At 71.2% G+C, this 24,199-nt stretch carries 28 protein-coding genes and 1 pseudogene; 14 read left to right on the top strand and 15 right to left on the bottom strand.

All coding sequences use genetic code 11. The features are described from left to right. Nucleotides 1-40 precede the first annotated feature (40 nt). Nucleotides 41-1,636: a Na+/H+ antiporter gene (locus tag ACFY1J_RS13870; protein ID WP_390708838.1), complete on the top strand. Its 1,596-nt coding sequence runs from the start codon at nucleotides 41-43 to the stop codon at nucleotides 1,634-1,636. Nucleotides 1,637-1,649: 13 nt separating this feature from the next. On the opposite strand, the gene ACFY1J_RS13865 is transcribed toward ACFY1J_RS13870, so the two are convergent. Together ACFY1J_RS13865 and ACFY1J_RS13860 are read right to left on the bottom strand one after the other, a co-directional pair. Next, nucleotides 1,650-2,564 (bottom strand): 1-aminocyclopropane-1-carboxylate deaminase/D-cysteine desulfhydrase, encoded by a 915-nt coding sequence (locus ACFY1J_RS13865; RefSeq protein ID WP_390708839.1) that lies wholly within the window; start codon nucleotides 2,562-2,564, stop codon nucleotides 1,650-1,652. Between the two features lie 47 nt (nucleotides 2,565-2,611). Further along, a pseudogene (locus ACFY1J_RS13860) lies at nucleotides 2,612-2,716 on the bottom strand (N-acetylmuramoyl-L-alanine amidase); the annotation flags it as partial. 139 nt (nucleotides 2,717-2,855) lie between these two features. Here ACFY1J_RS13860 and ACFY1J_RS13855 point away from each other — a divergent pair. Both ACFY1J_RS13855 and ACFY1J_RS13850 read left to right on the top strand, forming a co-directional pair. Next, nucleotides 2,856-4,262 carry a family 2B encapsulin nanocompartment shell protein gene (locus ACFY1J_RS13855; protein ID WP_390708840.1) on the top strand — a complete coding sequence of 469 codons (1,407 nt, stop codon included), beginning with the start codon at nucleotides 2,856-2,858 and terminating at the stop codon, nucleotides 4,260-4,262. A gap of 475 nt (nucleotides 4,263-4,737) precedes the next feature. Continuing rightward, nucleotides 4,738-5,325: a GNAT family N-acetyltransferase gene (locus tag ACFY1J_RS13850; RefSeq protein ID WP_390708841.1), complete on the top strand. Its 588-nt coding sequence runs from the start codon at nucleotides 4,738-4,740 to the stop codon at nucleotides 5,323-5,325. Between the two features lie 33 nt (nucleotides 5,326-5,358). Here the strand turns inward: ACFY1J_RS13850 and ACFY1J_RS13845 are convergent, their stop codons facing one another. Further along, the gene (locus ACFY1J_RS13845; protein ID WP_390708842.1) at nucleotides 5,359-5,949 is read right to left on the bottom strand and encodes a TetR/AcrR family transcriptional regulator; all 591 of its coding nucleotides are present in this window, start codon (nucleotides 5,947-5,949) and stop codon (nucleotides 5,359-5,361) included. Nucleotides 5,950-6,072: 123 nt separating this feature from the next. Between ACFY1J_RS13845 and ACFY1J_RS13840 the strand changes: the two genes are divergently transcribed. From ACFY1J_RS13840 to ACFY1J_RS13820, 5 genes are all read left to right on the top strand, one after another. Beyond that, nucleotides 6,073-6,657, top strand: coding sequence for a dihydrofolate reductase family protein (locus ACFY1J_RS13840; RefSeq protein WP_390708843.1), 585 nt, complete (start codon nucleotides 6,073-6,075; stop codon nucleotides 6,655-6,657). 72 nt (nucleotides 6,658-6,729) lie between these two features. Beyond that, nucleotides 6,730-6,927, top strand: coding sequence for a hypothetical protein (locus ACFY1J_RS13835; protein ID WP_390708844.1), 198 nt, complete (start codon nucleotides 6,730-6,732; stop codon nucleotides 6,925-6,927). An 85-nt stretch (nucleotides 6,928-7,012) separates the two neighbouring features. After that, nucleotides 7,013-7,429 (top strand): YciI family protein, encoded by a 417-nt coding sequence (locus tag ACFY1J_RS13830; RefSeq protein WP_390708845.1) that lies wholly within the window; start codon nucleotides 7,013-7,015, stop codon nucleotides 7,427-7,429. A gap of 36 nt (nucleotides 7,430-7,465) precedes the next feature. Beyond that, nucleotides 7,466-8,674: an RNA polymerase sigma factor gene (locus tag ACFY1J_RS13825; RefSeq protein WP_390708846.1), complete on the top strand. Its 1,209-nt coding sequence runs from the start codon at nucleotides 7,466-7,468 to the stop codon at nucleotides 8,672-8,674. A gap of 9 nt (nucleotides 8,675-8,683) precedes the next feature. Next, a complete protein-coding gene (locus tag ACFY1J_RS13820; protein WP_390708847.1) occupies nucleotides 8,684-9,016 on the top strand; it encodes a DUF952 domain-containing protein in 333 nt (110 codons plus the stop codon). Between the two features lie 30 nt (nucleotides 9,017-9,046). Here the strand turns inward: ACFY1J_RS13820 and ACFY1J_RS13815 are convergent, their stop codons facing one another. From ACFY1J_RS13815 to sodN, 7 genes are all read right to left on the bottom strand, one after another. Further along, a complete protein-coding gene (locus ACFY1J_RS13815) occupies nucleotides 9,047-9,805 on the bottom strand; it encodes a VOC family protein (protein WP_390708848.1) in 759 nt (252 codons plus the stop codon). Nucleotides 9,806-9,915: 110 nt separating this feature from the next. Then, nucleotides 9,916-10,332, bottom strand: a complete 417-nt coding sequence (locus tag ACFY1J_RS13810) for a VOC family protein (RefSeq protein WP_390708849.1) — start codon at nucleotides 10,330-10,332, stop codon at nucleotides 9,916-9,918. Nucleotides 10,333-10,369: 37 nt separating this feature from the next. After that, on the bottom strand, nucleotides 10,370-11,680 hold the full coding sequence (locus tag ACFY1J_RS13805) for a Clp protease N-terminal domain-containing protein (protein ID WP_390731260.1): 1,311 nt from the start codon (nucleotides 11,678-11,680) through the stop codon (nucleotides 10,370-10,372). Then, complete coding sequence (locus ACFY1J_RS13800) at nucleotides 11,673-12,992, bottom strand: tetratricopeptide repeat protein (RefSeq protein ID WP_390731259.1); 1,320 nt, start codon at nucleotides 12,990-12,992, stop codon at nucleotides 11,673-11,675. Before ACFY1J_RS13800 ends, ACFY1J_RS13805 begins: the two co-directional genes overlap by 8 nt. 1 nt (nucleotide 12,993) lies before the next feature. Continuing rightward, a complete protein-coding gene (locus ACFY1J_RS13795; RefSeq protein WP_390731258.1) occupies nucleotides 12,994-13,368 on the bottom strand; it encodes a hypothetical protein in 375 nt (124 codons plus the stop codon). An 86-nt stretch (nucleotides 13,369-13,454) separates the two neighbouring features. Then, on the bottom strand, nucleotides 13,455-13,853 hold the full coding sequence (locus ACFY1J_RS13790; RefSeq protein ID WP_390708853.1) for a helix-turn-helix domain-containing protein: 399 nt from the start codon (nucleotides 13,851-13,853) through the stop codon (nucleotides 13,455-13,457). A 148-nt stretch (nucleotides 13,854-14,001) separates the two neighbouring features. After that, nucleotides 14,002-14,397, bottom strand: coding sequence for a superoxide dismutase, Ni (gene sodN / locus ACFY1J_RS13785; RefSeq protein ID WP_020136639.1), 396 nt, complete (start codon nucleotides 14,395-14,397; stop codon nucleotides 14,002-14,004). Nucleotides 14,398-14,542: 145 nt separating this feature from the next. On the opposite strand from sodN, the gene sodX reads away from it, so the two are divergent. After that, nucleotides 14,543-14,977 (top strand): nickel-type superoxide dismutase maturation protease, encoded by a 435-nt coding sequence (gene sodX / locus ACFY1J_RS13780; protein ID WP_390708988.1) that lies wholly within the window; start codon nucleotides 14,543-14,545, stop codon nucleotides 14,975-14,977. Here sodX and ACFY1J_RS13775 read toward each other — a convergent pair. Continuing rightward, nucleotides 14,881-15,510 (bottom strand): CGNR zinc finger domain-containing protein, encoded by a 630-nt coding sequence (locus tag ACFY1J_RS13775; protein WP_363294164.1) that lies wholly within the window; start codon nucleotides 15,508-15,510, stop codon nucleotides 14,881-14,883. The genes sodX and ACFY1J_RS13775 overlap by 97 nt on opposite strands. Nucleotides 15,511-15,611: 101 nt before the next feature. Here ACFY1J_RS13775 and ACFY1J_RS13770 point away from each other — a divergent pair, with 101 nt between their 5' ends. Next, entirely contained in the window at nucleotides 15,612-16,388 is a 777-nt protein-coding gene (locus tag ACFY1J_RS13770) for a class I SAM-dependent methyltransferase (RefSeq protein ID WP_390708854.1), read from the top strand. A gap of 103 nt (nucleotides 16,389-16,491) precedes the next feature. On the opposite strand, the gene ACFY1J_RS13765 is transcribed toward ACFY1J_RS13770, so the two are convergent. From ACFY1J_RS13765 to ACFY1J_RS13755, 3 genes are read right to left on the bottom strand one after another with little or no spacing between them, the layout of a single operon-like run. After that, the gene (locus tag ACFY1J_RS13765) at nucleotides 16,492-17,292 is read right to left on the bottom strand and encodes an amino acid ABC transporter ATP-binding protein (protein WP_390708855.1); all 801 of its coding nucleotides are present in this window, start codon (nucleotides 17,290-17,292) and stop codon (nucleotides 16,492-16,494) included. Then, nucleotides 17,289-18,218 carry an amino acid ABC transporter permease gene (locus ACFY1J_RS13760; RefSeq protein WP_363294167.1) on the bottom strand — a complete coding sequence of 310 codons (930 nt, stop codon included), beginning with the start codon at nucleotides 18,216-18,218 and terminating at the stop codon, nucleotides 17,289-17,291. The genes ACFY1J_RS13765 and ACFY1J_RS13760 overlap by 4 nt, the downstream gene beginning before the upstream one ends. A 31-nt stretch (nucleotides 18,219-18,249) precedes the next feature. Continuing rightward, complete coding sequence (locus ACFY1J_RS13755; protein ID WP_390708856.1) at nucleotides 18,250-19,209, bottom strand: ABC transporter substrate-binding protein; 960 nt, start codon at nucleotides 19,207-19,209, stop codon at nucleotides 18,250-18,252. 556 nt (nucleotides 19,210-19,765) lie between these two features. Between ACFY1J_RS13755 and ACFY1J_RS13750 the strand changes: the two genes are divergently transcribed. The 4 genes from ACFY1J_RS13750 to ACFY1J_RS13735 all read left to right on the top strand — a co-directional run bounded on the left by ACFY1J_RS13750 (nucleotide 19,766) and on the right by ACFY1J_RS13735 (nucleotide 23,062). Next, nucleotides 19,766-20,989 (top strand): NADP-dependent malic enzyme, encoded by a 1,224-nt coding sequence (locus ACFY1J_RS13750; RefSeq protein WP_390708857.1) that lies wholly within the window; start codon nucleotides 19,766-19,768, stop codon nucleotides 20,987-20,989. A gap of 190 nt (nucleotides 20,990-21,179) precedes the next feature. Then, complete coding sequence (locus ACFY1J_RS13745; protein ID WP_390708858.1) at nucleotides 21,180-22,145, top strand: zinc-binding dehydrogenase; 966 nt, start codon at nucleotides 21,180-21,182, stop codon at nucleotides 22,143-22,145. A 150-nt stretch (nucleotides 22,146-22,295) separates the two neighbouring features. Continuing rightward, nucleotides 22,296-22,505, top strand: a complete 210-nt coding sequence (locus ACFY1J_RS13740; protein ID WP_390708859.1) for a helix-turn-helix domain-containing protein — start codon at nucleotides 22,296-22,298, stop codon at nucleotides 22,503-22,505. After that, on the top strand, nucleotides 22,505-23,062 hold the full coding sequence (locus ACFY1J_RS13735; RefSeq protein ID WP_390708860.1) for a Clp protease N-terminal domain-containing protein: 558 nt from the start codon (nucleotides 22,505-22,507) through the stop codon (nucleotides 23,060-23,062). Before ACFY1J_RS13740 ends, ACFY1J_RS13735 begins: the two co-directional genes overlap by 1 nt. A 60-nt stretch (nucleotides 23,063-23,122) precedes the next feature. Here ACFY1J_RS13735 and ACFY1J_RS13730 read toward each other — a convergent pair whose 3' ends face one another. After that, nucleotides 23,123-24,199: a helix-turn-helix transcriptional regulator gene (locus tag ACFY1J_RS13730; protein ID WP_390731257.1), complete on the bottom strand. Its 1,077-nt coding sequence runs from the start codon at nucleotides 24,197-24,199 to the stop codon at nucleotides 23,123-23,125.

Here is a 24,199-nt window from a genome sequence, read left to right as displayed (position 1 = left end):
CGTGCGGGTGGCCGCGCGAAAAAAGAGGGCGGGCGAGGACATGGACGTGATGCCGCTGCTGTTGCTGGTGGCGGGGAGTGCGGCGGTCGCCGCGGCGGCGCGGCGCACCCCGGTGCCGGCGCCGCTGCTGCTGGTCGCGGTCGGCCTGGCCGTCTCGTACGTCCCCGGGGTGCCCGACTACACCCTTGACCCCGAGGTCGTACTCCCGCTTCTGCTGCCCCCGCTGCTGTACACCTCGGCCACCGACAGCTCGTACCTGGACCTGCGCGCGCAGCTGCGGCCGGTGGCGCTGCTCTCGGTCGGGTACGTGCTCTTCGCGACCTTCGTCGTCGGCTGGGCCGTCTATCAGATCGTCCCGGGGATGCCGCTGACCGCGGCGCTGGTGCTGGGCGCGGTGGTCGCGCCGCCGGACGCGGTGGCGGCGACGGCGGTCGCGCGCCGGGTGGGGCTGCCCTCCCGCATCACGACGATCCTCCAGGGCGAGTCCCTGCTGAACGACGCCACCGCGATCACCGCCTACAAGGTGGCGCTGGCCGCCGCCGTCGGCGAGGCCGCCAGCTGGGCCGGCGGGATCCGGGAGTTCCTGGTCGCGGCCGTCGGCGGCGTCGGGGTCGGTCTGGTGCTGATGGCCCCCCTCCACTGGCTGCGCACGCACCTGAAGGAGCCGCTGATCCAGAACACGCTCTCCCTGCTGATCCCGTTCGTCGCGTACGGCGTCGCCGAGCAGGTGCATGCCTCGGGCGTCCTCGCGGTCGTGGTCGTCGCCCTCTATCTGGGGCACCGCGCGTGGGAGGTCGACTTCGCCACCCGCCTCCAGGAGGAGGCGGTGTGGAAGATGGTCGCCTTCATCCTGGAGTCTGCGGTCTTCGCGCTCATCGGACTGCAGCTGCCGGTCGTCCTCAAGGGCCTCGGCATGTACGAGGGCCCGCAGGCCACCTGGTACGCGGTGGCCGTCTTCCTGGTGGTCGTCGTGGCCCGGTTCGTCTGGGTCTATCCGGCGACCTTCCTGCCGCGGATGCTGTCGGCGCGGATCAGGGAACGCGAGGCGGACCCCACCTGGCGGGGGGCGATGGTCACCTCGTGGGCGGGAATGCGCGGTGTGGTGTCCCTGGCCATCGCCTTCTCCATCCCGGCGACGACACATGGCGGCCACCCCTTCCCGCAGCGCAACCTGATTCTGTTCCTGACCTTCACGACGGTCATCGGGACGCTGGTGGTGCAGGGTCTGACGCTGCCCCCGCTGATCCGCCTGCTGAAGTTCCCCGGCCGCGACGCGCAGGCCGAGACGCTCGCCGAGGCCAACGCCCAGGCCCAGGCGTCCCGGGCCGCCGAGCAGCGCCTCGACGAGCTCCTGTCCGACGAGCGCAACGCCCTGCCGCCGCCGCTCGCCGACCGCCTCCGCACCGTCCTGGAGCGTCGCCGCAACGCCGTCTGGGAGCGGCTCGGGCAGGTCAATCCCGTCACCGGTGAGACGGTCGACGGCACCTACCGCCGGCTGTCCCGGGAGATGATCAGCGCCGAGCGCGAGGTGTTCGTCAAGCTGCGCGACCACCGCTACATCGACGACGAGATGCTCCGCACCCTGCTGCGCAGGCTGGACCTGGAGGAGGCGGCGGCCTACCGGGAAGCGGCCTAGAGCCGGCCGGGTCCTAGCGTTCGGGGAAGGGGCGGCCGGTGACGACCGCCGCGAGGGTCGTCCCGCGCGGGAAGGTGCCGGCCTCGGCCAGGGTGACAAGTCCGTACAGCAACTTGGCGACATAGAGACGTTCGACGGGCAGGCCGTGCCGGTCCTCGAAGTCCTCGGCGAAGGCGTCGAGCGCGGGGGTGGTGCGGGCGTACCCGCCGAAGTGGAAGCGGTCGTCGACGGACCAGGTGCCGAGGCGGGCGTGGAAGGCCCGCTCCTGCAGGGCCCGTATGTCGGCGGTCAGAAAGCCGCCCTTGAGGACGGCGATGCCGAGAGCGCGCTGCTGCGGGGCGAGCCCGGCGGCGAGGCCGGCCAGTGTGCCGCCGGTGCCGCAGGCGAGGGCGACGACGTCGGCCCGGCCGCGCAGCTCCTCGCCGAGGACCCGGCAGCCGCGCACGGCCGCGGCGTTGCTGCCGCCCTCCGGGACGACGTACGCGTCCTCGGCGCCGGCCGCGCGCAGGACGGCGTCCAGGGTCTCCGGCTCCGCTTTGCGTCGGTACGTCGTCCTGTTGACGAAGTGCAGCCGCATGCCGTCGGCGGCGCAGCGGGCGAGGGAGGGGTTGAGGGGGCGGTCGGCCAGTTCCTGGCCGCGGACCACGCCGACCGTGGACAGACCGAGCAGACGGCCCGCGGCGGCCGTGGCCCGCAGGTGGTTGGAGTACGCCCCGCCGAAGGTGACCAGCGCGCGCCCTGCCGCCGCCTCGATGTTCGGCACGAGTTTGCGCCACTTGTTGCCGATCAGCTCGGGGTGGATCAGATCGTCGCGCTTGAGAAGGAGACGGACGCCGTGACGCTCGAAGCGGTCGTCCCCGATCTCCTGGAGCGGTGAGGGCAGCCGGGGGCCGAGGGCGGCGGGATCGGGGGTGTCGGCGCTGGTCACCCGGCCATTGTCGCCCGCCCGGTCCGCCGGTGGGCGGGCCGCGCTGCGGTCGCCATGGTGAATCCCCGGGGATCGATTCTCCCGGGCTGCCATGCGAGGTGGCCGATGACCGAGCGCTCCGTCCACCCGTGCCGGCGGTGCACTGGACAGGATTGCTCTGCCTGCCCAGTCGTACGATGATCCATTCCCGCTCTTTTGGGTAATTGAGCGGACACGCTCCGTGAGGAAGGCTGGCTGGAGACCGAGGCCCGCGCAGTTCGGCGCTCGGCATGACCGGGAGGGCGTTTCCTTATGTCGGTAGGCGAAGAGGTCCGCACGGATCAGGGCAAGCCGCAGCAGTCCCTGGACACCGCTGCCGCGCGGAACCTGGCCACCACCACCAAGTCCGCTCCTCAGATGCAGGAGATCAGCTCCCGCTGGCTGCTGCGGACGCTGCCATGGGTGAACGTGCACGGCGGCACGTACCGGGTCAACCGGCGACTGACGTACGCGGTCGGCGACGGCCGCATCACCTTCGTGAAGACCGGCGACCGTGTCGAGGTCATCCCGGCCGAGCTCGGCGAGCTGCCGGCCCTGCGGTCGTACGAGGACGGGGAGGTGCTGTCGGAGCTGGCCCAGCGCTGCCGGCAGCGGGACTTCGCACCGGGCCAGGTCATCGCCTCCTTCGGCAGCCGGACCGACGAGGTGTACCTGCTGGCCCACGGCAGGGTCGAGAAGGTCGGCACCGGCCCGTACGGCGACGACGCGGTCCTCGGCGTCCTCGCCGACGGGGCGTACTTCGGCGAGCAGGCACTGCTCGACCCCGACGCCATCTGGGAATACACGGCCCGCGCGGACACCGCCTGCACCGTGCTGGTCCTGTCCCGCGAGCACTTCGAGCAGGTCGCCGAGCGCGCCGACTCGCTGCGCGAGCACCTCCGGCAGATGCGCTCGATCCCCGAGCAGCGCACCAACAAGTACGGCGAGAAGTCGGTCGACCTCGCGGCCGGCCACAGCGGCGAGCCGGACATCCCGCACACCTTCGTCGACTACGAGGCCAGTCCGCGCGAGTACGAACTGAGCATCGCCCAGACCGTGCTGCGCATCCACACGCGCGTGGCCGACCTCTACAACCAGCCGATGAACCAGACCGAACAGCAGCTCCGGCTGACGGTCGAGGCGTTGAAGGAGCGCCAGGAGCACGAGCTCATCAACAACCGTGACTTCGGGCTGCTGAACAACTGCGAGTACGACCAGCGGCTCCAGCCGCACGACGGCGTACCCAGCCCGGACGACATGGACGAACTGCTCAGCCGTCGGCGCGGCACCAAGCTCTTCCTGGCCCACCCGCGCGCGATCTCCGCGTTCGGCCGTGAGCTCAACAAGCGGGGACTGGTCCCGGAGACCGTCGAGATCGGGGGCAACCGCATCCCCACCTGGCGCGGAGTGCCGATCTACCCGTGCAACAAGATCCCGGTCACCCCGGAGCGCACGACGTCGATCATCGCCATGCGTACGGGCGAGGACGAGCAGGGCGTCATCGGACTGCGGCAGGCCGGGATCCCGGACGAGATCGAGCCGAGTCTGTCCGTCCGCTTCATGGGCATCAACGAACAGGCCATCATCAACTACCTGGTCACGGCCTACTATTCGGCAGCGGTCCTGGTCCCGGATGCGCTCGGCGTGCTGGAGAACGTCGAGATCGGTCGCTGGAGGTGACGTTCCCGCACTTCGCGGCCGTGTCCCCGCCCCTCGGGGCGGGTAGGTCATCCGGGTCCGCGCCCAGTCGGAGCGGAAGCGCCACCGTCCGCCGACGCCGCGAGGGGGACCCTTGGCCGAGTTCATGACGGAGACGAAGCAGCGCCCCGCCGGAGCACCGCAGGCCAGTGGGTCGCCGGAGCCGCGCCGGCGGCGAAGGCCCGCCGGGGTGGCCGAGTTCGTGACCCGGCGCAGCAGTTGAGGCCGACGCCCGTCGGCACCTGATGGACCCCGGCGCCTCCGGGACCGTGCGGCTCCTGACTCCGCATGGTCACCGGGGGCGCCGGCCCGGCGGGTCCCGCGCATCCCCACGGCGTGCGGGGCCCGCCGTATCCCGGGAACCCGCTGTATCCCCGCAACCGCCGTATCCCTGGAACCCGGCGGGCTCGGCATCCGTTGGTCGATCGTCGGGCTGTGCACGGGAGGCGGGGCGGACATGGGCGTGGCGATCCGGGCGGCGGATGAGGGCGACCGGGAGTCCGTGGTGCGGTTGCTGGACGCGGCCTTCCAGGACGATCCGGTCAGCGGCTGGATCTTCCCGGGTGCGGAGTACCGCCGTACGACGCATCCGCGCCTGATGGCCGAGTTCACCGACGTCGTCCTCGACGAGGGCCGGATCGATGTCACCGAGGACGGCTCGGCGTGCGCGCTGTGGCTGTCCGTGCCGGAGGACGACCACCCCGACGACGAGGCCGCGGCCCGGCTCATGGAGGCGGTCGACCCGGACAACGTACGCCTCGACCTGATCGCCCGGCTGACCGCCGGAGTCCACCCCCGCGGCCGCGCCCATGAATACCTCTGGATGATCGCCGTGACTCCGCAGCGCCAGGGCCGCGGCATGGGTACCGCGCTCCTCGGGTCCGCCCTCGACCGCTGCGACCGCGAGGCCCGCCCGGCCTACCTGGAGGCGAGCAACGCCCGCAGCCGCAGGCTGTACGAGCGACTCGGGTTCGTCACCGGTGAACCCCTCGTCCTGCCGGACGGCCCGCCGATGTGGCCGATGTGGCGCGAGCCGCGCGGCTGAGCGGCTGGGCCGCTGGGCGGCTGAGTCGCCGGGCTATCGCGTGGGCACGATCGTCTCCACCAACCGCTCGACCAGCCCGTCGGGGACGTCCACCCCGGGCAGTACGCCGTCCAGGACGCCCGGCAGCGTGAGGTGTTCCAGGATCAGGCCGAGCATCGCGAGATAGAGAACGGCGACGGTCTCGTCGCCGCCGGGCAGGCCGGCCTGCCGGTGGAATTCCATGCCGTACTCCAGGTCGCCACGCACCGACCTGGTGAAGGAGTCGCGGAGCTCCGGGCGCCGGGTGGCCTCCAGGCGCATCTCCAGCAGGGCCAGATAACCCGTGCGGTCCCGGGTCACGCGCCGCATGAGGTCGCGCATCAGCGCCGTCACCAGAGCACGGTCCTTGGGCGACCGCATCAGCGCGGTGAGCACCTCGGGGTCGGGCGCGAGCCGGGTGTGCAGCCGGGAGTCGATCTGGCGGAGCAGGTCGTCGCGCCCGGTGAAGTAGTTCGAGGCGGTGCCCACCGGCACCCCGGCCCCGGTGTCCACCGCGCGAAATGTCAGCCCGCGCGCCCCTTCGCGCGCGAGCACCTCGATCCCGGCGTCCACCAGGGCGGCCCGGCGCTCCGGATTGCCCGCCATACGGAATCCCCTCTCCCACTTGTCCCGGTCTCCGTCCCGTACCGGAAACGCCTTGCAACCACTACAGCCGAAGTACTACAACTGGAGTGGTCAACGCAGCGCAGCCTACGAAAAGAGACCCGCTTGCGAAAGCTCACCTACTTCGTCGCCTGCTCCATCGACGGCTTCATCGGGGACCCGGGCGGCGACGCCTCGTCCATGTTCGCCTTCCTCGACGAGGAGTTCCTGGGGTTCCTGACCTCGACGTACCCCGAGACCATCGCGGCCCAGGGCCGGGAGCCACTCGGCCTCAAGGGCGCCGGGAACAGGCACTTCGACACCGTGATCCAGGGCCACGGAAGCTACCGGATCGCCCTCGACATCGGCATCACGAGCCCCTACGGGCATCTGCGCGAGTACGTCGCCTCCCGCAGTCTCGGCAGCTCGCCCGACCCCAATGTGACGGTGATCGACGACGATCTGGTCGCCGCTGTGCGCGAGTTGAAGGCCGAGGAAGGCGAACTCGGCATCTGGCTCTGCGGCGGCTCCCGGATCGCCGGTGAACTGATCGACGAGATCGACGAGATCGTCATCAAGACCTACCCCCAGGTGTACGGCTCCGGTATGCCGATGTTCGGCAGCGGTTTCGCCGTCACCGACTTCAGCCTGGAGTCCGTGCGCACGTTCGAGAACGGGGTGCTCGTACGGACCTACAGCAGAAAGCGCTGAGCGCCTTCGCGCAAGCCGAGCGCCTTCGTGCAAGGGGGAGCGCCGCACTCCGGCCCGCCCTACCCTGGGGACATGGACAGCGAAGAACACGTCTGTCCCGTCTGCGGACAGCCCGTCGAAACGGTCGTCCGGCGGCACAAGACGCTGGGCGCCTGGGTCCCGGTGTGGGGTCCCGGCCCCTGCCACAACCCCGACTGCGACGCCTGCGTCGACCCCGTCGTCGAGCCCCGGCCACCGGAGCCCGATCAATCCGCCGCGAAAAAATCCTGAGCCCGTGTCGAGAATCCCGGCCCGGCTCCGACGTCCCCCGTGAGAGCCGCCCGCAGCGGGTGGCGAGAGCCGAAGGAGCGGACCGATGAAGTACCTGGTGATGGTGCAGGGCACGCAGGCGGACTACGAGGGCATGCGCGGCAAGGCGTCCGAGCACGCCCCGACCTGGACCGAGGAGGAACTCCAGGCCATGTACGCCTACATGGGCGCGATCAACGACGACCTCGCGGAGTCCGGCGAAATCATCGACGCCCAGGGCCTGGCCGAGCCCGCGAGGACCCGGCTGGTCAGCCGGACCCCCGACGGCGGCACGGAGATCACCGACGGCCCGTACAGCGAGACCAAGGAGCTGATGGCCGGCTACTGGGTCCTGGAGTGCGAGAGCCTGGAGCGGGTCACGGAGATCGCCGAGCGCGTCAGCCGCTGCCCCGGCCCCAAGGGCGAGACCGGCCACCCGGTGGTGATCCGGCCCATCATGGACGGCGCCGGGGACATCTGCTGAGCCGTATCGACGGCACGAGCACGGCACGAGCACGGTATGAACCGCACGACCGAGACCGAGGACCTGCTGCGCCGCCACGCGCCGCAGGTCCTCGGTGCGCTGGTCCGACGGTACGGACACTTCGACGCCGCCGAGGACGCCGTACAGGAGGCGCTCCTCGCGGCCGCCCGGCAGTGGCCGTCGGACGGGGTGCCCGGCAATCCGCGCGGCTGGCTGATCAGGGTCGCGGCACGGCGGCTCGCCGACACCCTGCGCGCCGACGAGGCCCGCCGGGCCCGGGAGGAGCGGGTGGCGCAGCTGTCCGCGCGGGTGACCGTCCCGGACCGGGCTCCGCGCGAGGACGACACGCTCTCCCTGCTCTTCCTGTGCTGTCACCCGGACCTGACCGCGTCCGCGCGGATCGGGCTCACCCTGCGCGCGGTCGGCGGCCTGACCACGGCGGAGATCGCCCGTGCGTATCTGGTCCCCGAGGCGACGATGGCCCAGCGCATCAGCCGGGCCAAGCAGAAGGTGCGCTCGGTCAGCTTCGGGCGGCCCGACAACTGGGCGGTGCGCCTGCCCGCCGTTCTGCACACGCTGTACCTGATCTTCAACGAGGGCTACACGGCCACTTCCGGCGCCGGCCTCCAGCGCCGGGACCTGGCCGGCGAGGCGATCCGGCTGACCCGCGCCGTCCACCGCCTCCTCCCCGACGACGGCGAGGTGGCGGGTCTGCTCGCCCTGATGCTGCTCACCGACGCCCGCCGCGAGGCGCGCACCGGCCCGCACGGCGAGCTCGTCCCGCTCGACGAACAGGACCGCGACCGCTGGGACCGGGCGGCGATCGAGGACGGCGTCGCCCTCGTCACCCGGGCGCTGTCCCGGGGACCGGCCGGGCCGTACGGGCTGCGCGCGGCGATCGCGGCCGTGCACGACGAGGCGCCGTCCGCCGACGCCACGGACTGGCGGGAGATCCTCGGCCTGTACGACCTCCTGGTCCGCCTGGTCCCGGGTCCCGTCGAGCGCCTCAACCGCGCGGTGGCCGTGGCCATGGTGCACGGCCCGCGCGCCGCGCTGACCGAACTGGACGCGCTGGAGGGCGAGTTGGGTGGCAGTCACCGGCTGGACGCGGTCCGGGGGCACCTCCTGGAGCGCGCGGGCGAGCACGCGTCCGCCCGGGCCGCCTACGAAGCGGCCGCCGCCCGCACCCTGAGCCTGCCGGAGCAGCGGTATCTGCGGTCGCGGGCGGCGCGATTGACGCCGTAGCGTGGCCGCATGCCGAAACTGCCCTACATCCTCCACATCACCGAGCGCTCCCTGTGGGACGCGGCGCGCGAGCGCGGCACCTACGAGATCTCCACTCGCGGCCGCACCCTCCAGGAGCAGGGCTTCATCCACTTCTCCACCCGCGACCAGCTCCCGCGCGTGGCGTCCTTCGTGTACGGCTCCTACGACGGCCCGGACGAACTGGTCGTCCTGGTCGTGGACCCCGCGCTGGTCGGCGTACCCGTGAAGTACGAGGCCATGGAGCCGGGCGGCGAGGAGTTCCCGCACGTGTACGGCCCCGTCCCGGTCGATGCCGTGGTGGATGTGGAGCCCTGGGGGTGACGCGGGCAGGGCTCATCCTGCTTGCCCCGCCTACCGCTGGGTGCCGCTGACCGACGGCGACGGCAGCGTGCCTGTCTCCGGGTCGCGTCCGGTCAGGCAGTACGTGCCGCCCGCCGGGTCGCGCAGCACCGTCCAGTGGGTGCCGCGGGCGACGAGCACGGCCCCCAGTTCCTCGTGACGGGCGCGGGTCGCCTCGATGTCCGCGCAGGCCAGGTCGAGATGGGCGGAGACGGGCCGCTCGTCGCCGAGGCGCTGCAGGAGGACGCGGACGGGCAGCCCGGACGGCGGCCTGAGCACCCGGAACTCCGGGAGCGAGCCGGTCAGCAGGTCCCAGCCCGTCAGCTCCGCCCAGAAGTCGGCCTCGCCCTCGTACGCGGACGGCGCGATGTCCAGGCACACCTGGTCCAGCCGGCTGCCCGCCACCACCGGCGGCCGCGCCGACTCCCCGTGCCACGGCACCGCGCAGAACAACTGCCCGGCGGGCGACCGCAGTACGGCCCACCCCTCGTGCCCGGCGACCACAGCGGCGCCCAGCTTCCGGGCCGATGCCACGAACTCCGCCACGTCCTCCACCGAGAAGTCGAGATGCGCGCCGCCCTCGCCGGAGACGACCCCCTGGACCTTCACACAGGCGTCGGTGCCGTCCTCGGGCACAAGGGTCACGAACTCCTGCTGATCTCCCCGGAGTTCGGACAGCCGGGTGCCGGTGACCGCGGTCCAGAAGGCGTGGGTCCCGGCGAGGCGTGCGGCGGGGCGGTCGACGAAGGCGTAGGTCCAACGGATTGTCATGGGGCGATCGTAGGCACGGCGGCCCCGCGCACCATCTGCTCGCGCACCATCTGCCCCGCGCACGATCTGCTCGCACACCTATCCGCACATCTGCCCGGTCACCCGCCCCGTCACTTGTCCGCGCGCTCCATGAACCGCAGCATGTTCCCGGCCGGGTCCCGGAACGCGCAGTCGCGCACCCCGTACGGCTGGTCCATCGGCTCCTGGAGCACATCCGCACCGGCTGCCTCGACCCTGGCGTACAGGGCGTCGCAGTCGGCGGTGGTGAAGATGACCCCGCGCAGCATGCCCTTGGCGAGCAGCTCGGCCATCGCCTGCCGGTCGGCGGGGGAGGCGTCCGGGTTCGCGCCGGGCGGCTCCAGCACGATCTCCACGTCCGGCTGGAGCGGCGAGCCGACGGTGACCCACCGCATGCCCTCGAAGCCCACGTCGTTGCGGACTTCCATGCCGAGCACGTCGACGTAGAAGGCGAGGGCCTTGTCGTGGTCGTCGACGGCGATGAAGCACTGTTTGAGTTTCAGGTCCATGGCCTCACGCTAGGGCGGTTGCCCGGGCCGCGCCCGTTCAACTCATGGACCAGACGGAAGGGTCGTGCCGGGCGGGGGTGGTGAGCCGGCGGGGCGGGGTCCGGATGCCGGAGCAGGCGGCGAGGGCCTGGGAGACGTCGGCGTCGGTGACTTCCAGGGGCCGGCCCGGGGACACGTCCGAGCGTGCGGCGCGGATCCGGGCCAGGGCTCCGGCTTCGTCCAGCAGGCCGATGGCCGCTCCGGGGAGCGCCTGGTCGGGGACGTGGTCGCGGGCCAGTGCGGCGGCCGCCAGGGCCTCCTCGGTGAGGACCGCGTTGTGGTGGCTCTCCAGGCGCCCCTGGACGGCGCGCAGGATCTCCCGTACGTCCTCCGCGGGTGGCTCCTCGACGAAGATCGGTTGGACGAGGCGGTCGAGACCGGGGTCCTGGTCCCGGTGCTCGTACTCCGCGCGGCCGCAGTCGCCGAGCACGAACACCTCCGGTGCTTCGAGCACGGAACGGAAGAGGCCGAGCGGCGTGGTCGTGCCCTCGGACAGGTGCAGGGGGGTGAGAGCGCCGCTGAGGTGGAGCACGAGGGGCGCATTGTCCCCGGCCTCGCTCAGCAGCTCCGTGACCAGGGCACTGCCCCGGGCCCGGTGCCGCGGATCGGCGAGAACCGCGGCGAGGTCGAGGGCCCGCACGGTACGGCCCCGCAGGGCCGGCGGTACGCGTCCCTCGGCGATCGCGAGGGCGACTCCCCGGGCCACGGCCTCCTTGCCGACACCGGGTTCGCCGATCAGGAGGGGCACGTTGCGTCGGTGGCGGGTGAGGGTCTGGATGACGCGGTCGACCTCGTGCGTGCGGCCGACGACGGGGGCTGTCACGGCGCCCAGGTCGCGGGTGACGGATGAGAGGGGGCCGCGGAGCTGTGGGGCTGGGGCAGGGCGGTCGGTCAGCTGCCGCGAGCGATTCAGGTCCGCACCGTTCCGCTGGAGGACGCCCACCACGGTGCCGTTGCCCTGGGCGAGCAGCGCGCGCAGGACGTGTGCCGGCTCGACGGTCGTGGCTCCGAGGCGGGCGGCCTCACGGGGTGCGAGGTCGAGCACGGACCTGGTCTCCGCGGCGAGGGGCATGAACCCCCCTTGCTCCGTGGCCCCCGCACCTAGGGCCTTCCGCATCGAGTCACCTATCCGCGCGGCCGGGGCGCCGGTGAGGCTCTCGATCTCCGCGGCGGTGCCGTCAGGCGTGTCGTCGAGCAGGGCCAACAGGAGGTGCCCCGGCGCGACGGAGTGGTGACGGAGCCGACGGGCGTACGCCTCGGCGCGCTGCACCACCTGCCGCGCCCGCTCCCCGAACCGGTCGTCAGCCATCCCCGGCCCCCTCCACCCCCGCCAGATCCTCCCGGGCCCTCCGCGTGTGCGGATGCTCCGCCCCCAGCACCCGCTCCCGCTCCACCACCAGCTGCCGCAGCAGTGCCAGCGCCTCGTCCCGCCCGCCCGTCAGGGCGAGATTGCGGGCCAGGATGTGCCGCGTGCGCAGGGTGTGCGGATGTTCCGCGCCCAGGACCCGGCACCGGTCGGCGAGCAGGACCCGCAGCATGCCGACGGCCTCCTCCCGGTGCCCCGCCTCGCCCAGGTTCACGGCGAGGAACTGCCGGGTGCGGAGCGTGTCCTCGTGGTCCGGGCCGAGCAGCCGCAACTGCTCGGCCAGGAGCTGCCGGAGCAGCCCCGCGGCCTGCACCGGGGTGCCCGCGCCGCCCAGGCTGTGGGCGTAGGACTGGCGGGTGCGCAGGGTGTCGGCGTGCTCGGGGCCGAGGATCCGGGTCTGTTCGTCGAGGATCTTCTGGAGCTGCTCCGCCGCGCCCTTCCAGTCCCCGGCCTTGCCCTGCTCGACCGCGGCGATCTGCTGTCGGCGCAGTTCGGGTCCGGCGGTCGCGGCGAAGGCGCGGTTGATGGTGAGGGCGATCTCGTGCGCGGTTCCCGCGGCGCGGTTGAGCGGGGTGGGCAGGCCCTCGGCCTCCATGATCGCCCGGAGCCGGCGGTAGAGGTCGTCGATCGTGAGCAGTTCGGGCCCGCCGACCACCCCCTCGCGCAGCAGCCGCATGAGCCTCCCGGAGAACGCGGTGTGCTCCTCCTCCGGCAGCGCCAGGGCGACCTGGTCGCGCTGCGCCGAGGTCAGCACGTAGGTGCCCGCCACCGCGAGCTGCCCGAGCCGCTCGGCGTCGCCGCCCCCTGCCAGGGAGTCGCCCAGGGCACGGCCGGAGAAGCAGCAGTCCAGGACGACCAGCTTGGTCCCGGCCGGACTGTCGAGCACGGCGTCGCGCAGCTTCTCGTACTCCAGGGAGTTGAACTCGGGCGCGGCCCACTCGCTGTCGGGCAGCGCCAGATGGAGAGCGTGGCGCCGGCCGCCGACCAGGCCGTGCCCGGCGTAGTGGACGAGGAGCAGGTCCTCCGCCTCGGCCACGGCCGCCCGCAGCCGTCCGCCGACGGTGCGCAGGTCGCCGTCGTCGAGCAGCACCGTGCAGTGGCTGTCCGGGACCAGCCCGTAGTACGGGTCGGTGAGGAGTGCGGCCAGGTCGGTGATGGTGCGGTGGACGGACGGGAGGTCGGGCAGGCCCGGGTCGGAGTACCGGCTCGCGCCGATCAGTACGACCCGCGAGCGGTGGGGGTCGGGAAGGCGCACGTCACTCCCGTACGTCCTGGTCCGGCCCGTCGTCGAGGATCCGCCGCAGCAGGCCTTCCAGGTCCTCGCCGCGCACCCGCTTGGCGTCGATCTCGACGCCGGAGCCGTCCGCGCGCCGTACCTCCAGGCGTACGTCGCTGCGGCGCGGCTGGGTGATCCAGGCGCGCAGGCAGGAGGCGAGCACGGTGAGCGGGCCGCCCGCGCCGAGGAGCACGGTCACCGTGTCGAGCGCGGTGCCCAGCTGTCCGGGCTCGGGTCCGGCGCCGTCGAGGCGGACCTTCCCGGCGAGTGCCGGCTCGCCCCTGAGCCAGTCCGTGAGGGACTCGGCGTCCGCGATCGGGTCCCGGCTCAGGACGGATATGCGTGCAGTCGCCACGGCTCCCCCGGCTCTCATCAAAGACCTTGACGGGCAACGCTGTTGAGAGATCTCAGTGTAGGGCCCGTGGGGCGGGAGAGGCCGGGTCAGTAGGGGCGGCGCCGCGGACGGGTGAAGGTGCGGGCGACACAGGACGGGATCACCGCGCTCTCCTCGTGCGACCGGGCCCGGTAGGCGCTCGGGGTCTCGCCGACCAGCTCCGTGAACCGGGAGCTGAAGGAGCCGAGCGAGGTACAGCCGACGGCGAGGCAGACCTCCGTGACACTGAGGTCGCCGCGGCGCAGCAGGGTCTTGGCCCGCTCGATACGACGGGTCATCAGATAGCTGTACGGAGTCTCGCCGTACGCCTCGCGGAAGCTGCGCTGGAAGTGCCCCTGGGACATCAGCGCGGTGCGCGCGAGCTCGGCGATGTCGAGCGGCTCGGCGTACTCGCGGTCCATACGGTCGCGGGCCCGCCGCAGCCGCACCAGGTCCTCGATGCTCACCCCTTCAGCTTCGCACAGGAGCGCGCGGGCGGGTCCCCCGGCTTTCGACGACCCCGACACCCGCCGGCGGACGGCGAAGGGGCCCGGCCGGGTCTTCGGCAGGGCCCCCTCACAACTGCTCCGGAAGGACCGGGAGCCTGATACGGGATCAGGCCTTCTTGGTCTCCCAGAAGATCTTGTCGATCTGGGCGATGTAGTCCAGGGCCTTCTGACCGGTCGCCGGGTCGGTGGACGCCTTGGCGGCCGAGAGGGCCTTCAGGGTGTCGTTGACCAGCTGGTGCAGCTCCGGGTACTTCTCGAAGTGCGGGGGCTTGAAGTAGTCGCTCCAGAGCACCGAGACGTGGTGCTTCGCGAGCTCGGCACGCTGCTCCTTGATGACCGTGGCGCGCGCCTGGAAGTGCGGGTCGTCGTTGGCGGCCATCTTCTCCTGGACGGCCTTCACCGACTCCGCCTCGATGCGGGCCTGGGCCGGGTCGTACACACCGCAGGGCAGGTCGCAGTGCGCGCTGACCTTGACCTTGGGGGCAAACAGGCGGGAAAGCATGGAGCATTCCTTCCTCGTGATCGTCTTCTCAGGTGGGACATTACTCCCTGAGGGACGGGTTTTCGCGAGTGCCCCCTTGGGCTTAGGACAAAAGTCCGGGGTCAGACTGAGACTGGTGGAGGAACGGACCGGGGAGGTGCCGGGGATGCCGGAGCTGTCGCAGGAGACCGAGCGGGGGAGGGCGGTCACGCCCTTCGGGCTGGCCGAGGTGACCGGGCCGTCCATGGTGCCCACGCTCCACCACGGGGACCAGCTCGTGGTGCAGTACGGGGCCCGGATCAGGCCCGGTGACGTCGTGGTCCTGCGCCACCCGTTCCAGCAGGACCTGCTCGTCGTCAAGCGGGCCGCCGAGCGGCGCGAGGGCGGCTGGTGGGTCCTCGGGGACAATCCGTACGCCGGAGGGGACAGCACCGACTACGGGACCGTGCCGGAGGACCTGATCCTCGGCCGGGTCCGGCTGCGCTACCGGCCGCTCCGCCGCGATCAGCGCTCGCCGCTCGCGCTGGTGCGCTGGGCGCTCTCGGCCGCCAGGCCCGTCCTGTCCGGGCGGTCGGCCTCCAGGCGCTTGCGGGCCCGGTAGGCGGCCACGTTGGCGCGGGTCGCGCAGCGGTCGGAGCAGTAGCGCCGGGAGCGGTTCGTCGACGTGTCCAGATAGGCGTTGCGGCAGGGGGGCGCCTGGCACAGGCCCAGGCGGTCCACGCCGTACTCGGTCAGATGGAACGCGAGGCCCATCGCCGCGATCGCCGCGTACCCCGCGGTCGCGTTCGACGGGTGGTCGGCGAGGTGCATGTGCCACAGCGGACGGCCGTCGTCGTCCCGGAAGTCGTGCCCGGAGATCTGCGGGCTCACCGGGAACTCCAGCAGGAGCGAGTTCAGCAGGTCCACCGCGAGCGTCTCGTCGCCCTTGTCGGCGGCCTCGAAGACCGCGCGCAGCCGGGCCCGTACCGAGCGGAAGCGCGTGACGTCCGCGTCGGTGGCGCGACGGGCCGCGGACTGGTTGCCGCCGAACAGATCGCGGACGGCCTCGACCGAGGTCAGGGTGTCCTTGCCCCGGGCCGGTTCCTCGCTGTTGACGAGACGGACGGCGTAATCCGAGTAATAGGCCAGTTCCACTTGTAGTCCTTACGGGGGCGCTCTATGGTCGTGGGGTGCGGTCGGGTAATAGACGGTCGCACTTACAGGGTATTACGCGATCGATGGGGTGGAGGAGTTCGATGACGAACGCGGACGCACACATGGTGACGGTCGGCGCGGACTGGCCGGCCTGGCAGGAGAGCTGGGACCGGCAGCAGGAGTGGTACATGCCGGACCGCGAGGAACGCTTCCGGATCATGCTCGACATGGTCGAGGCCCTCGTCGGGACCGCGCCCCGTGTGCTGGACCTGGCCTGCGGCACGGGCACCATCACCGCGCGGCTGCTGCACAGGTTCCCGCAGGCCACCAGCACCGGCGTCGACCTCGACCCGGCCCTCCTCGCCATCGCCGAGGGCACCTTCGCCGGGGATGGGCGGGTCGGCTTCGTGACCGCCGACCTCAAGGACCCGGACTGGCCCGCGAAGCTGCCGTACGACTCGTACGACGCCGTCCTGACCGCCACGGCCCTGCACTGGCTGCACAGCGAACCCCTCGCGGCTCTCTACGGTCAGGTCGCGGAACTGGTCCGCGACGGCGGTGTCTTCATGAACGCGGACCACATGATCGACGAGTCCACGCCACGGATCAACGCTGCCGAGCGCGCGGGGCGTCACGCCCGTATGGATCAGGCCAAGCGGGACGGCGCCCTCGACTGGGCCGAATGGTGGCAGCTCGCCGCCAAGGACCCGGTCCTCGCCGGTCCGACCGCCCGGCGCTACGAGATCTACGGCGAGCACGCCGACGGTGACATGCCCTCGGCCGCCTGGCACGCGCGCGTGCTGCGCGAGAAGGGCTTCGCCGAGGCCCGGCCGGTGTGGTGCTCGCCCTCGGACACGCTGCTTCTCGCGCTCAAGTAGGCGACAGGCGGGCTCGACGGCACGGCGAAGGGCGGTACGGCGACAGGTCGTACGGCGAAGGGCGGTACGGGAAATCCCGTACCGCCCTTCTCGCAGCGGAGTGTCAGAGGACCTTGGACAGGAACGACTTCGTCCGGTCGTGCTGCGGGTTCGTCAGGACGTCGCGCGGGTGGCCGGACTCGACCACCAGACCGTCGTCCATGAACACCAGCGAGTCGCCCACCTCACGCGCGAAGCCCATCTCGTGCGTGACGACGATCATCGTCATACCGTCCTCGGCCAGGTCCCGCATCACATCGAGGACCTCGCCGACCAGCTCCGGGTCGAGGGCCGAGGTCGGCTCGTCGAAGAGCATCAGCTTCGGCTGCATCGCCAGCGCGCGGGCGATGGCGACACGCTGCTGCTGACCACCCGAGAGCTGCGCCGGGTAGTGGCCCTTGCGGTCGCCGAGGCCCACCCGGTCCAGCAGCCGCTCGGCCCGTTCCCGGGCGATCGCCTTGGTCTCGCCCTTGACCTGGACCGGAGCCTCCATGACGTTCTCCAGAGCCGTCATGTGCGGGAAGAGGTTGAAGCGCTGGAACACCATGCCGATGTCCCGTCGCTGCGCCGCGACCTCCTTCTCCTTGAGCTCGTAGAGCTTGTCGCCCTTCTGGCGGTAGCCGACCAGGTCACCGTCGACGTACAGCCGGCCGGCGCTGATCTTCTCCAGGTGGTTGATGCACCGCAGGAAGGTGGACTTGCCGGAACCGGACGGGCCGATCAGGCAGAACACCTCGCGCGGGTTCACCACCAGGTCGATGCCCTTGAGGATGTGCGCAAGACCGAAGGACTTGTGCACGCCCTCGGCCTTGACCATCGGCGCACCGCTGGTCGGCTGTGCGATGTCCTTGCTCAGACCGGTCATCGGGCCACCTCCGGGCGGCGGAAAGAACCGAACAGTCGGAGGTTCTTCTTCAGGCGCTGGAACGGGGTCGGCGGCAGGTTTCGCGTCGAGCCGCGGGCGTAACGGCGCTCCAGGTAGTACTGGCCGACGCTGAAGACGCTGGTGAGGATCAGGTACCAGATCGACGCGACGAAGTACATCTCGACGACCGCCAGCGAGGTGCTGGAGATGTCCGTGGCGCGCTTGATCAGTTCATTGAACTGTACCGCGTAGGCCAGCGACGAGGTCTTCAGCATGTTGATGAACTCGTTGCCGGTGGGCGGCACGATCACCCGCATCGCCTGCGGCAGGACCACCCGGCGCAGGGTCTTGCCGCTGGTCATGCCCAGGGCGTGGGATGCCTCGGTCTGCCCCAGGTCGACCGACTGGATGCCGGCCCGGACGATCTCCGACATGTACGCGGCCTCGTTCAGGCCGAGGCCCAGAAGCGCCGCCAGGAACGGCGTCATGACCTGGTTCATCTCGTCCTTGTAGAACCCCAGGTTGAGGATGGGGAACACGAGGGAGAGGTTGTACCAGAGCAGTAGCTGCACCAGCACCGGAGTGCCGCGGAAGAACCAGATGTACAGCCACGCCACGGTGCTGGTCACCGGGTTCGACGACATCCGCATCACCGCGAGGATGACGCCGAGCACGAGGCCCAGCACCATCGCGAGCACCGAGATGTACAGCGTGTGCCAGACGCCGGACAGGATGGTGGCATCCGTCAGGTAGTCCGGGATGATGCTGTAGTTGATGTTCGCGTTGGAGAACGCGAGACCGATCAGCACCAGGACGGCGACGACGCCGGCGCCCGCCACCCAGCGGCCGTAGTGGCGCACCGGGATCGCCTTGATCTGCTCCGGCGGCACCGTTGACGCCGGAATCTTGTCGACCTTGTCAGTCACAGAGACAGCCCTTCAGTCTTGCTCGGGCTGCTCAAGAGCCGCCGTTGATCTTCGCCTCGGTGACCGCGCCCTGCGTGACGTTCCACTTCTGGAGGATCTTCTGGTACTCGCCGTTCTTGATGATGGCGCTCATGGCGGCCTGCAGCGCGTCGCGCAGCTGGGTGTCCTTCTTGCCGACCGCGATGCCGTACGGACCGGCCTCGATCTGGTCGCCGACGACCTCGAAGTCCTTGCCGCCGCCGGAGGTCTTGGCGTTGTAGGCCGCGACGGGGAAGTCGTTCAGGTCGGCGACGGACGCGCCCTGCTTCAGACGGAGCAGCGCCTCGGGGTCGGTGTCGAAGGTCTGCAGCGTGATGGCCTTCTTGCCGTCCTTGGTGCACTTGGTGCTCTGCGCCTTGGCGATGCCCTCGGACGTGGTGCCGCGCTGCAGGGCCACGACCTTGCCGCACAGGTCGTCCAGGGACTTGATGCCCTTCGGGTTGCCCTTCTGGACGAGGATCGAGGTGCCGGCGGTGAAGTAGTCGACGAAGTCGACGCCGTTGCCGACCTTCTTGCCGCTGTCGGAGTCGATGCCGTTCTGGCGGTCCTTCGTGTCGTTCATCGCCGACATGATGACGTTGGAACGGCCGCCCTGCAGACCGACGATGAGCTGGTCGAACTTGCCGTTCGTGAACTGGAACTGCACGCCCAGCTGCTTGCCGAGGGCGTCCGCGATGTCGGGGTCGATGCCGACGGCCTTGCCGTTCTGCATGTACTCGACCGGCGGGTAGGCGATGTCGGAGCCCACCTTGATGACGCCCGCCTTCTTGATGTCCGCGGGGAGCTTGTCGGCGAGCGGCGCCGCGGCGGAGGACTTGGTCGAACCGCCGTCGCTGCCCTTGTCCGTCTGGTCACCGCAGCCGGTGAGGATCAGGGCGCCAGCGACCGCGACCGCACCGACCGCGGCAGTACGGGTGCGGGCGGTCGTACGACGGGTGGAGCTTGCGGTCATGGTTGGTTCCTCCGGCGGAAGGGGTGGAGATTGCCGTTAGGTCGACGAGAACACACACCTTCGGGTGTCGCGACCTCGTGGGTTTACGGCATCTTGCCATTCGGACTGCGCTATTCAGGGGACTCGCTATGTCAAAATCGGATAACGGGTGACCCCCGAACCGCGTCAGGTCGGCACATCAAGCCGGACCGTCTGCGGAAATCCCCGGTACCGGCCGAAATTCCTTCGGTGCATCTCACCATGTGGTCGGTGCTTGCCCGGACGTTCCCCGACGTGCAACAGGGCGCTCCATCTCGCCTCGACGTCGCCTCGATGTCATCAGGACGTGACCTTCTAGTCCCGTGATGTGACCTTGCACCTAATGGACTCGTCGTCGGCCCTGTCCGTCGGGTAAGAAGGTTCTTTACACCCCTCATCCGGGGCTCAGGGCGCGTGTGCGGCGCGCCCGTCGCGTACGGCCCGTACGTATCAGGCAATCGGGGCGTATGCGGTCCCGCCCACTCTTCACCAGGAGTGGTCAACCCTCAAACCTTGAATATTTAAGGGGTAAAACGAAGTGGCAGCGGAGATCGTCAATCCTCGCAGCGACAACAGTACGGAGCAGGACGGCGGGGCCGAGCCCCTCGATTCCTTCGATCCGGCGTTCGCGCTGCACCGCGGCGGCAAGATGGCTGTGCAGGCCACCGTGCCGCTGCGCGACAAGGACGACCTGTCCCTCGCGTACACACCCGGCGTCGCGCGCGTGTGCACCGCGATCGCGGAGCAGCCGGACCTGGTCAACGACTACACGTGGAAGTCGTCCGTGGTCGCGGTCGTGACCGACGGTACGGCCGTCCTCGGGCTCGGGGACATCGGCCCCCAGGCCTCCCTTCCGGTGATGGAGGGGAAGGCGATCCTTTTCAAGCAGTTCGGCGGCGTGGACGCCGTCCCGATCGCGCTCGACTGCACCGGCGTCGACGAGATCGTGGAGACCGTCGTCCGGCTGGCCCCGTCCTTCGGCGGGGTGAACCTGGAGGACATCTCGGCACCGCGGTGCTTCGAGATCGAGCGCAAGCTCCAGGAGCGGCTGGACATCCCGGTCTTCCACGACGACCAGCACGGTACGGCGGTCGTGACGCTGGCGGCGCTGCGGAACGCGGCGCGGCTGAGCGGGCGCTCGATCGGTGACCTGCGCGCGGTGATCTCGGGTGCCGGCGCGGCCGGTGTCGCCATCGCCAAGATGCTGGTGGGGGCCGGCATCGGGGATGTGGCGCTGGCCGACCGCAAGGGCGTCGTGTCGGCCGACCGGGAGGACCTGACGCCCGTGAAGCGTGAGGTCGCCGGGTTCACCAACAAGGCGGGCATCAGCGGTTCGCTGGAGGACGCGCTGGCGGGCGCCGACGTCTTCATCGGCGTCTCCGGCGGTACGGTCTCCGAGACGGCGGTGGCCTCCATGGCCAAGGGCGCCTTCGTCTTCGCGATGGCCAACCCGAACCCCGAGGTGCACCCCGACGTCGCGCACAAGTACGCGGCGGTCGTCGCCACCGGCCGGTCGGACTTCCCGAACCAGATCAACAACGTGCTGGCGTTCCCCGGGATCTTCGCGGGCGCGCTCCAGGTGCGGGCCTCCCGGATCACCGAGGGGATGAAGATCGCGGCGGCCGAGGCGCTGGCCGCGGTCGTCGGCGACGATCTGGCCGCCGACTATGTCATTCCGTCGCCGTTCGACGAGCGGGTTGCTCCGGCGGTGACCGCGGCGGTCGCGGCTGCCGCGCGGGCCGAGGGCGTCGCCCGCCGGTGACGCCTGGAATGGCCCCGTCCGTCCGGGCGGGGCCATTTTTTTGCCCACCCACCCGGCCGACCGGGTGATTTCGAGGGTGTTGTCGCCCCGGGGACCGGCGCCCCCGGGCCCCCGCGCCGTTGCGCAACAGGGCATGTGTCACAGCGGGCCGTGGTTCCGTCCGGCTGATCGGGAACCTATCGTCGAGCCCATGTTCGCTGTCTACGCCGCCCGAATCGACCGCGACCAGCCGCTCTCCGGCCTTGAGTTGGGGGAGCGCCCGGCCCCCGAGGCCCGTCCCGGCTGGAGCACCGTCAACGTCAGGGCCGCCTCCCTCAACCACCACGACCTCTGGTCCCTCCGCGGCGTCGGCCTCCCCGAGGAACGGCTGCCGATGATCCTCGGCTGCGATGCCGCCGGCGTCGACGAGGACGGCAACGAGGTCGTCCTGCACTCCGTCATCGGCCAGAGCGGCCACGGTGTCGGCCCCGACGAGCCGCGCTCGATCCTGACCGAGCGCTACCAGGGCACCTTCGCCGAGCAGGTCGCCGTACCGACCTGGAACATCCTGCCCAAGCCCAAGGAACTCTCCTTCGAGGAGGCCGCCTGCCTGCCCACGGCCTGGCTGACGGCCTACCGGATGCTCTTCACCAACGCCGGCGTACGGCCCGGGGACTCCGTCCTCGTGCAGGGTGCCGGCGGTGGTGTCGCCACGGCCGCGATCGTGCTCGGCAAGGCTGCGGGGCTGCGGGTCTTCGCCACCAGCCGTGACGAGGCCAAACGCAAGCGCGCCCTGGAACTCGGCGCCGTGGAGGCGGTCGAGTCGGGGGCGCGGCTGCCCCAGCGGGTGGACGCCGTCATCGAGACCGTCGGCGCCGCCACCTGGTCCCACTCGGTGAAGTCGCTGCGTCCCGGCGGCACGATCGTCATCTCCGGCGCCACGAGCGGCGACCGCCCCTCGCACGCCGAGCTGACCCGCATCTTCTTCCTGGAACTGAAGGTCGTCGGCTCCACGATGGGCACCAAGGACGAGCTGGAGGACCTGCTCTCCTTCTGCGCCGCCACCGGTGTGCGTCCCGTCATCGACGAGGTCCTCCCGCTCGACCGCGCCCGCGAGGGCTTCGAGCGGCTGGAGTCCGGCGACCAGTTCGGAAAGATCGTGCTCACCAACGGCTGATCGTCGAGCAGCTGATCGCCGAGCGGCTGATCGCCGCCGCAGTCCGCCGACTGCCGCTTCGGTACGACGGCCGGTCCGGTTTCCGGGCCGGCCGTCGGTGTTTGTCAATCACGGTTGACATGAGAGGTCCCGTCAACTTAGGTTGACATCATGACCGAAGCAACGGAACTCGCCGAGCGGGCCGGAGACCGCGATCCGCGGGTCGGACTGCGTGCCGTCGCCGCACTGCGCAGGCTGCTGGAGCAGCTGGAGGCGGTGCAGGTGCGCAGCGCCCGCAACCAGGGCTGGTCGTGGCAGGAGATCGCCGCCGAACTCGGCGTCAGCAGGCAGGCCGTGCACAAGAAGTACGGGAGGCAGTGATGTTCGAACGGTTCACGAAGGATGCCCGTGCCGCCGTGCAAGGTGCGGTCGCGCATGCCGAGCGGCTGGGTGACGAGCGGGTGGAGGAGTCCCATCTCCTGCTCGCCCTTCTCGAACGGGAGGGCAGCCGGGGTTCGTTCGCCCTGGCGTCGCTCGGGCTGTCGGCGGGGCGGCGGGAGGGAGTCGCGCGCGCCCTGGCCGAGGCCCGGCGCCGCGGCGGGCTCTCCCGGGCCGACGCGGACGCGCTGTCGGGGCTGGGGATCGACCTCTCGGAGATCGTGTCCCGGGTGGAGGAGGCCCATGGGGAGGGGGCCTTGGCGGCCGGGCGGAAGGGATCGTTCGGGCGCCGGCCGTTCAGCCGGGGTGCCAAGGATCTGCTGACCCGGTCCCTGCGTGTCGCCCTCGGGCACCGCGACCGCCACATCGGCGACGAGCACCTCCTCCTCGCCCTGACCTCGTGTCCGGGCGTGGCCGCCGAGGCACTCGCCGAGCACGGGGTGACGCACGAGTCGCTGACCCGTGTGCTGTACGGCGGGGGAGAGGCGAAGGCAGGCTGACGGCCGCCGCCCCCGGCAGCGCGCCCGCCCTTCACGGTGGGCGCGCTGCCGGACAGGCGCTCAGACCTTCGGCCCGCGCAGTATCGCGCCGATGTGTGCCGCCGCCGTCGACAGATGGCGGCGGGCGTCCCGGAGTTGGTCGGCCGTCACGCCGTGGTCGCGGGCGGCGTCGCGGATGTCGTCCCGGAAACGGTCGAGGAGACGGTCCAGGTCGCGCACCGGGTCACCGGTAGTGTCCTCGTGGGCCCAGGCCGGTTCGTAGTCGGCCGGGAAGTCCTCGGGGACCTGTGTGTACTCCGGCTCCGGTGCGGACTTGCCGGTGGCGGAACCGGCCCCGGCCCCTGCTCCGGGCCGTTTGAATCCCAGGTCCTTGCCGAACTCCTTCCCGAAGTCCTTCCCGAACTCGCCGAATTCCTTGGCCAGTTCGGTCAGCCCCTCGCGCACCCCCGTCGGCCAGTCGCCCCGCGCGAAGTGGTCCTGCACATGGTCCTGGACCCGCCGGGCGATGCGCTGCATCTCCTCCTGTGCCTGGGCCCGGGCCCGGTTCTGCGCCTCCTGGGCCTGGCGGCGGGCGCGCTGGGCCTCCTCGCGGGCGCGGCGGCTCTCGTCCTTGGCGCGCCGGGCCTGCTCCTTCCACTCCTGCTTGACGCGGCGCATCTCCTCCTTGGCCGCCCGCCAGGCCTCCTTGTCGCCCAGGTCGCCGTAGTCCCCGGAGGGGCCGTGTTCCCCGGTGCCGGTCCAGGTGCCGTGCCGGGCCTCGGTGGCGGCCGCGCGCACCTCACGGCGCAGGTCGCCCGCCGCGCCGCGCACGTCGGCCCGGATCTCGGCGGCGAGTTCCGCGACCGACTCGCGGATCTCCAGTTCCAGGTCGGCCAGTTCGCCGCTGCGGTCGGCCAGTTCGGCGCGGCCGGCGTCCGTGATGGCGTACACCTTGCGGCCGCCCTCGGTGGTGTGCGTGACCAGGCCCTCGGCCTCCAGCTTGGCCAGGCGGGGGTAGACGGTGCCCGCCGACGGTGCGTACAGCCCCTGGAAGCGCTCCTCCAGCAGGCGGATCACCTCGTAGCCGTGGCGCGGGGCCTCGTCGAGCAGCTTGAGCAGGTAGAGGCGCAGGCGGCCGTGGGCGAAGACGGGAGGCAT

It is taken from the genome of Streptomyces sp. NPDC001406, assembly GCF_042895285.1.
Classification (GTDB): Bacteria; Actinomycetota; Actinomycetes; order Streptomycetales; family Streptomycetaceae; genus Streptomyces.
The sequence above is the reverse complement of the archived record's forward strand: the minus strand, read 5'-3'. Positions and strand labels throughout refer to the sequence as shown.

Excerpts from the sequence above, each read along its gene's own strand:
- ACFY1J_RS13870 (WP_390708838.1), top strand. The coding sequence starts at position 41 with ATGGACGTGATGCCGCTGCTGTTGCTGGTGGCGGGGAGTGCGGCGGTC.
- ACFY1J_RS13855 (WP_390708840.1), top strand. The coding sequence starts at position 2,856 with ATGTCGGTAGGCGAAGAGGTCCGCACGGATCAGGGCAAGCCGCAGCAG.
- ACFY1J_RS13850 (WP_390708841.1), top strand. The coding sequence starts at position 4,738 with ATGGGCGTGGCGATCCGGGCGGCGGATGAGGGCGACCGGGAGTCCGTG.
- ACFY1J_RS13845 (WP_390708842.1), bottom strand. The coding sequence starts at position 5,949 with ATGGCGGGCAATCCGGAGCGCCGGGCCGCCCTGGTGGACGCCGGGATC.
- ACFY1J_RS13835 (WP_390708844.1), top strand. The coding sequence starts at position 6,730 with ATGGACAGCGAAGAACACGTCTGTCCCGTCTGCGGACAGCCCGTCGAA.
- ACFY1J_RS13830 (WP_390708845.1), top strand. The coding sequence starts at position 7,013 with ATGAAGTACCTGGTGATGGTGCAGGGCACGCAGGCGGACTACGAGGGC.
- ACFY1J_RS13825 (WP_390708846.1), top strand. The coding sequence starts at position 7,466 with ATGAACCGCACGACCGAGACCGAGGACCTGCTGCGCCGCCACGCGCCG.
- ACFY1J_RS13820 (WP_390708847.1), top strand. The coding sequence starts at position 8,684 with ATGCCGAAACTGCCCTACATCCTCCACATCACCGAGCGCTCCCTGTGG.
- ACFY1J_RS13815 (WP_390708848.1), bottom strand. The coding sequence starts at position 9,805 with ATGACAATCCGTTGGACCTACGCCTTCGTCGACCGCCCCGCCGCACGC.
- ACFY1J_RS13810 (WP_390708849.1), bottom strand. The coding sequence starts at position 10,332 with ATGGACCTGAAACTCAAACAGTGCTTCATCGCCGTCGACGACCACGAC.
- ACFY1J_RS13805 (WP_390731260.1), bottom strand. The coding sequence starts at position 11,680 with ATGGCTGACGACCGGTTCGGGGAGCGGGCGCGGCAGGTGGTGCAGCGC.
- sodN (WP_020136639.1), bottom strand. The coding sequence starts at position 14,397 with ATGCTTTCCCGCCTGTTTGCCCCCAAGGTCAAGGTCAGCGCGCACTGC.
- sodX (WP_390708988.1), top strand. The coding sequence starts at position 14,543 with ATGCCGGAGCTGTCGCAGGAGACCGAGCGGGGGAGGGCGGTCACGCCC.
- ACFY1J_RS13770 (WP_390708854.1), top strand. The coding sequence starts at position 15,612 with ATGACGAACGCGGACGCACACATGGTGACGGTCGGCGCGGACTGGCCG.
- ACFY1J_RS13765 (WP_390708855.1), bottom strand. The coding sequence starts at position 17,292 with ATGACCGGTCTGAGCAAGGACATCGCACAGCCGACCAGCGGTGCGCCG.
- ACFY1J_RS13755 (WP_390708856.1), bottom strand. The coding sequence starts at position 19,209 with ATGACCGCAAGCTCCACCCGTCGTACGACCGCCCGCACCCGTACTGCC.
- ACFY1J_RS13745 (WP_390708858.1), top strand. The coding sequence starts at position 21,180 with ATGTTCGCTGTCTACGCCGCCCGAATCGACCGCGACCAGCCGCTCTCC.
- ACFY1J_RS13740 (WP_390708859.1), top strand. The coding sequence starts at position 22,296 with ATGACCGAAGCAACGGAACTCGCCGAGCGGGCCGGAGACCGCGATCCG.
- ACFY1J_RS13735 (WP_390708860.1), top strand. The coding sequence starts at position 22,505 with ATGTTCGAACGGTTCACGAAGGATGCCCGTGCCGCCGTGCAAGGTGCG.
- ACFY1J_RS13730 (WP_390731257.1), bottom strand. The coding sequence starts at position 24,199 with ATGCCTCCCGTCTTCGCCCACGGCCGCCTGCGCCTCTACCTGCTCAAG.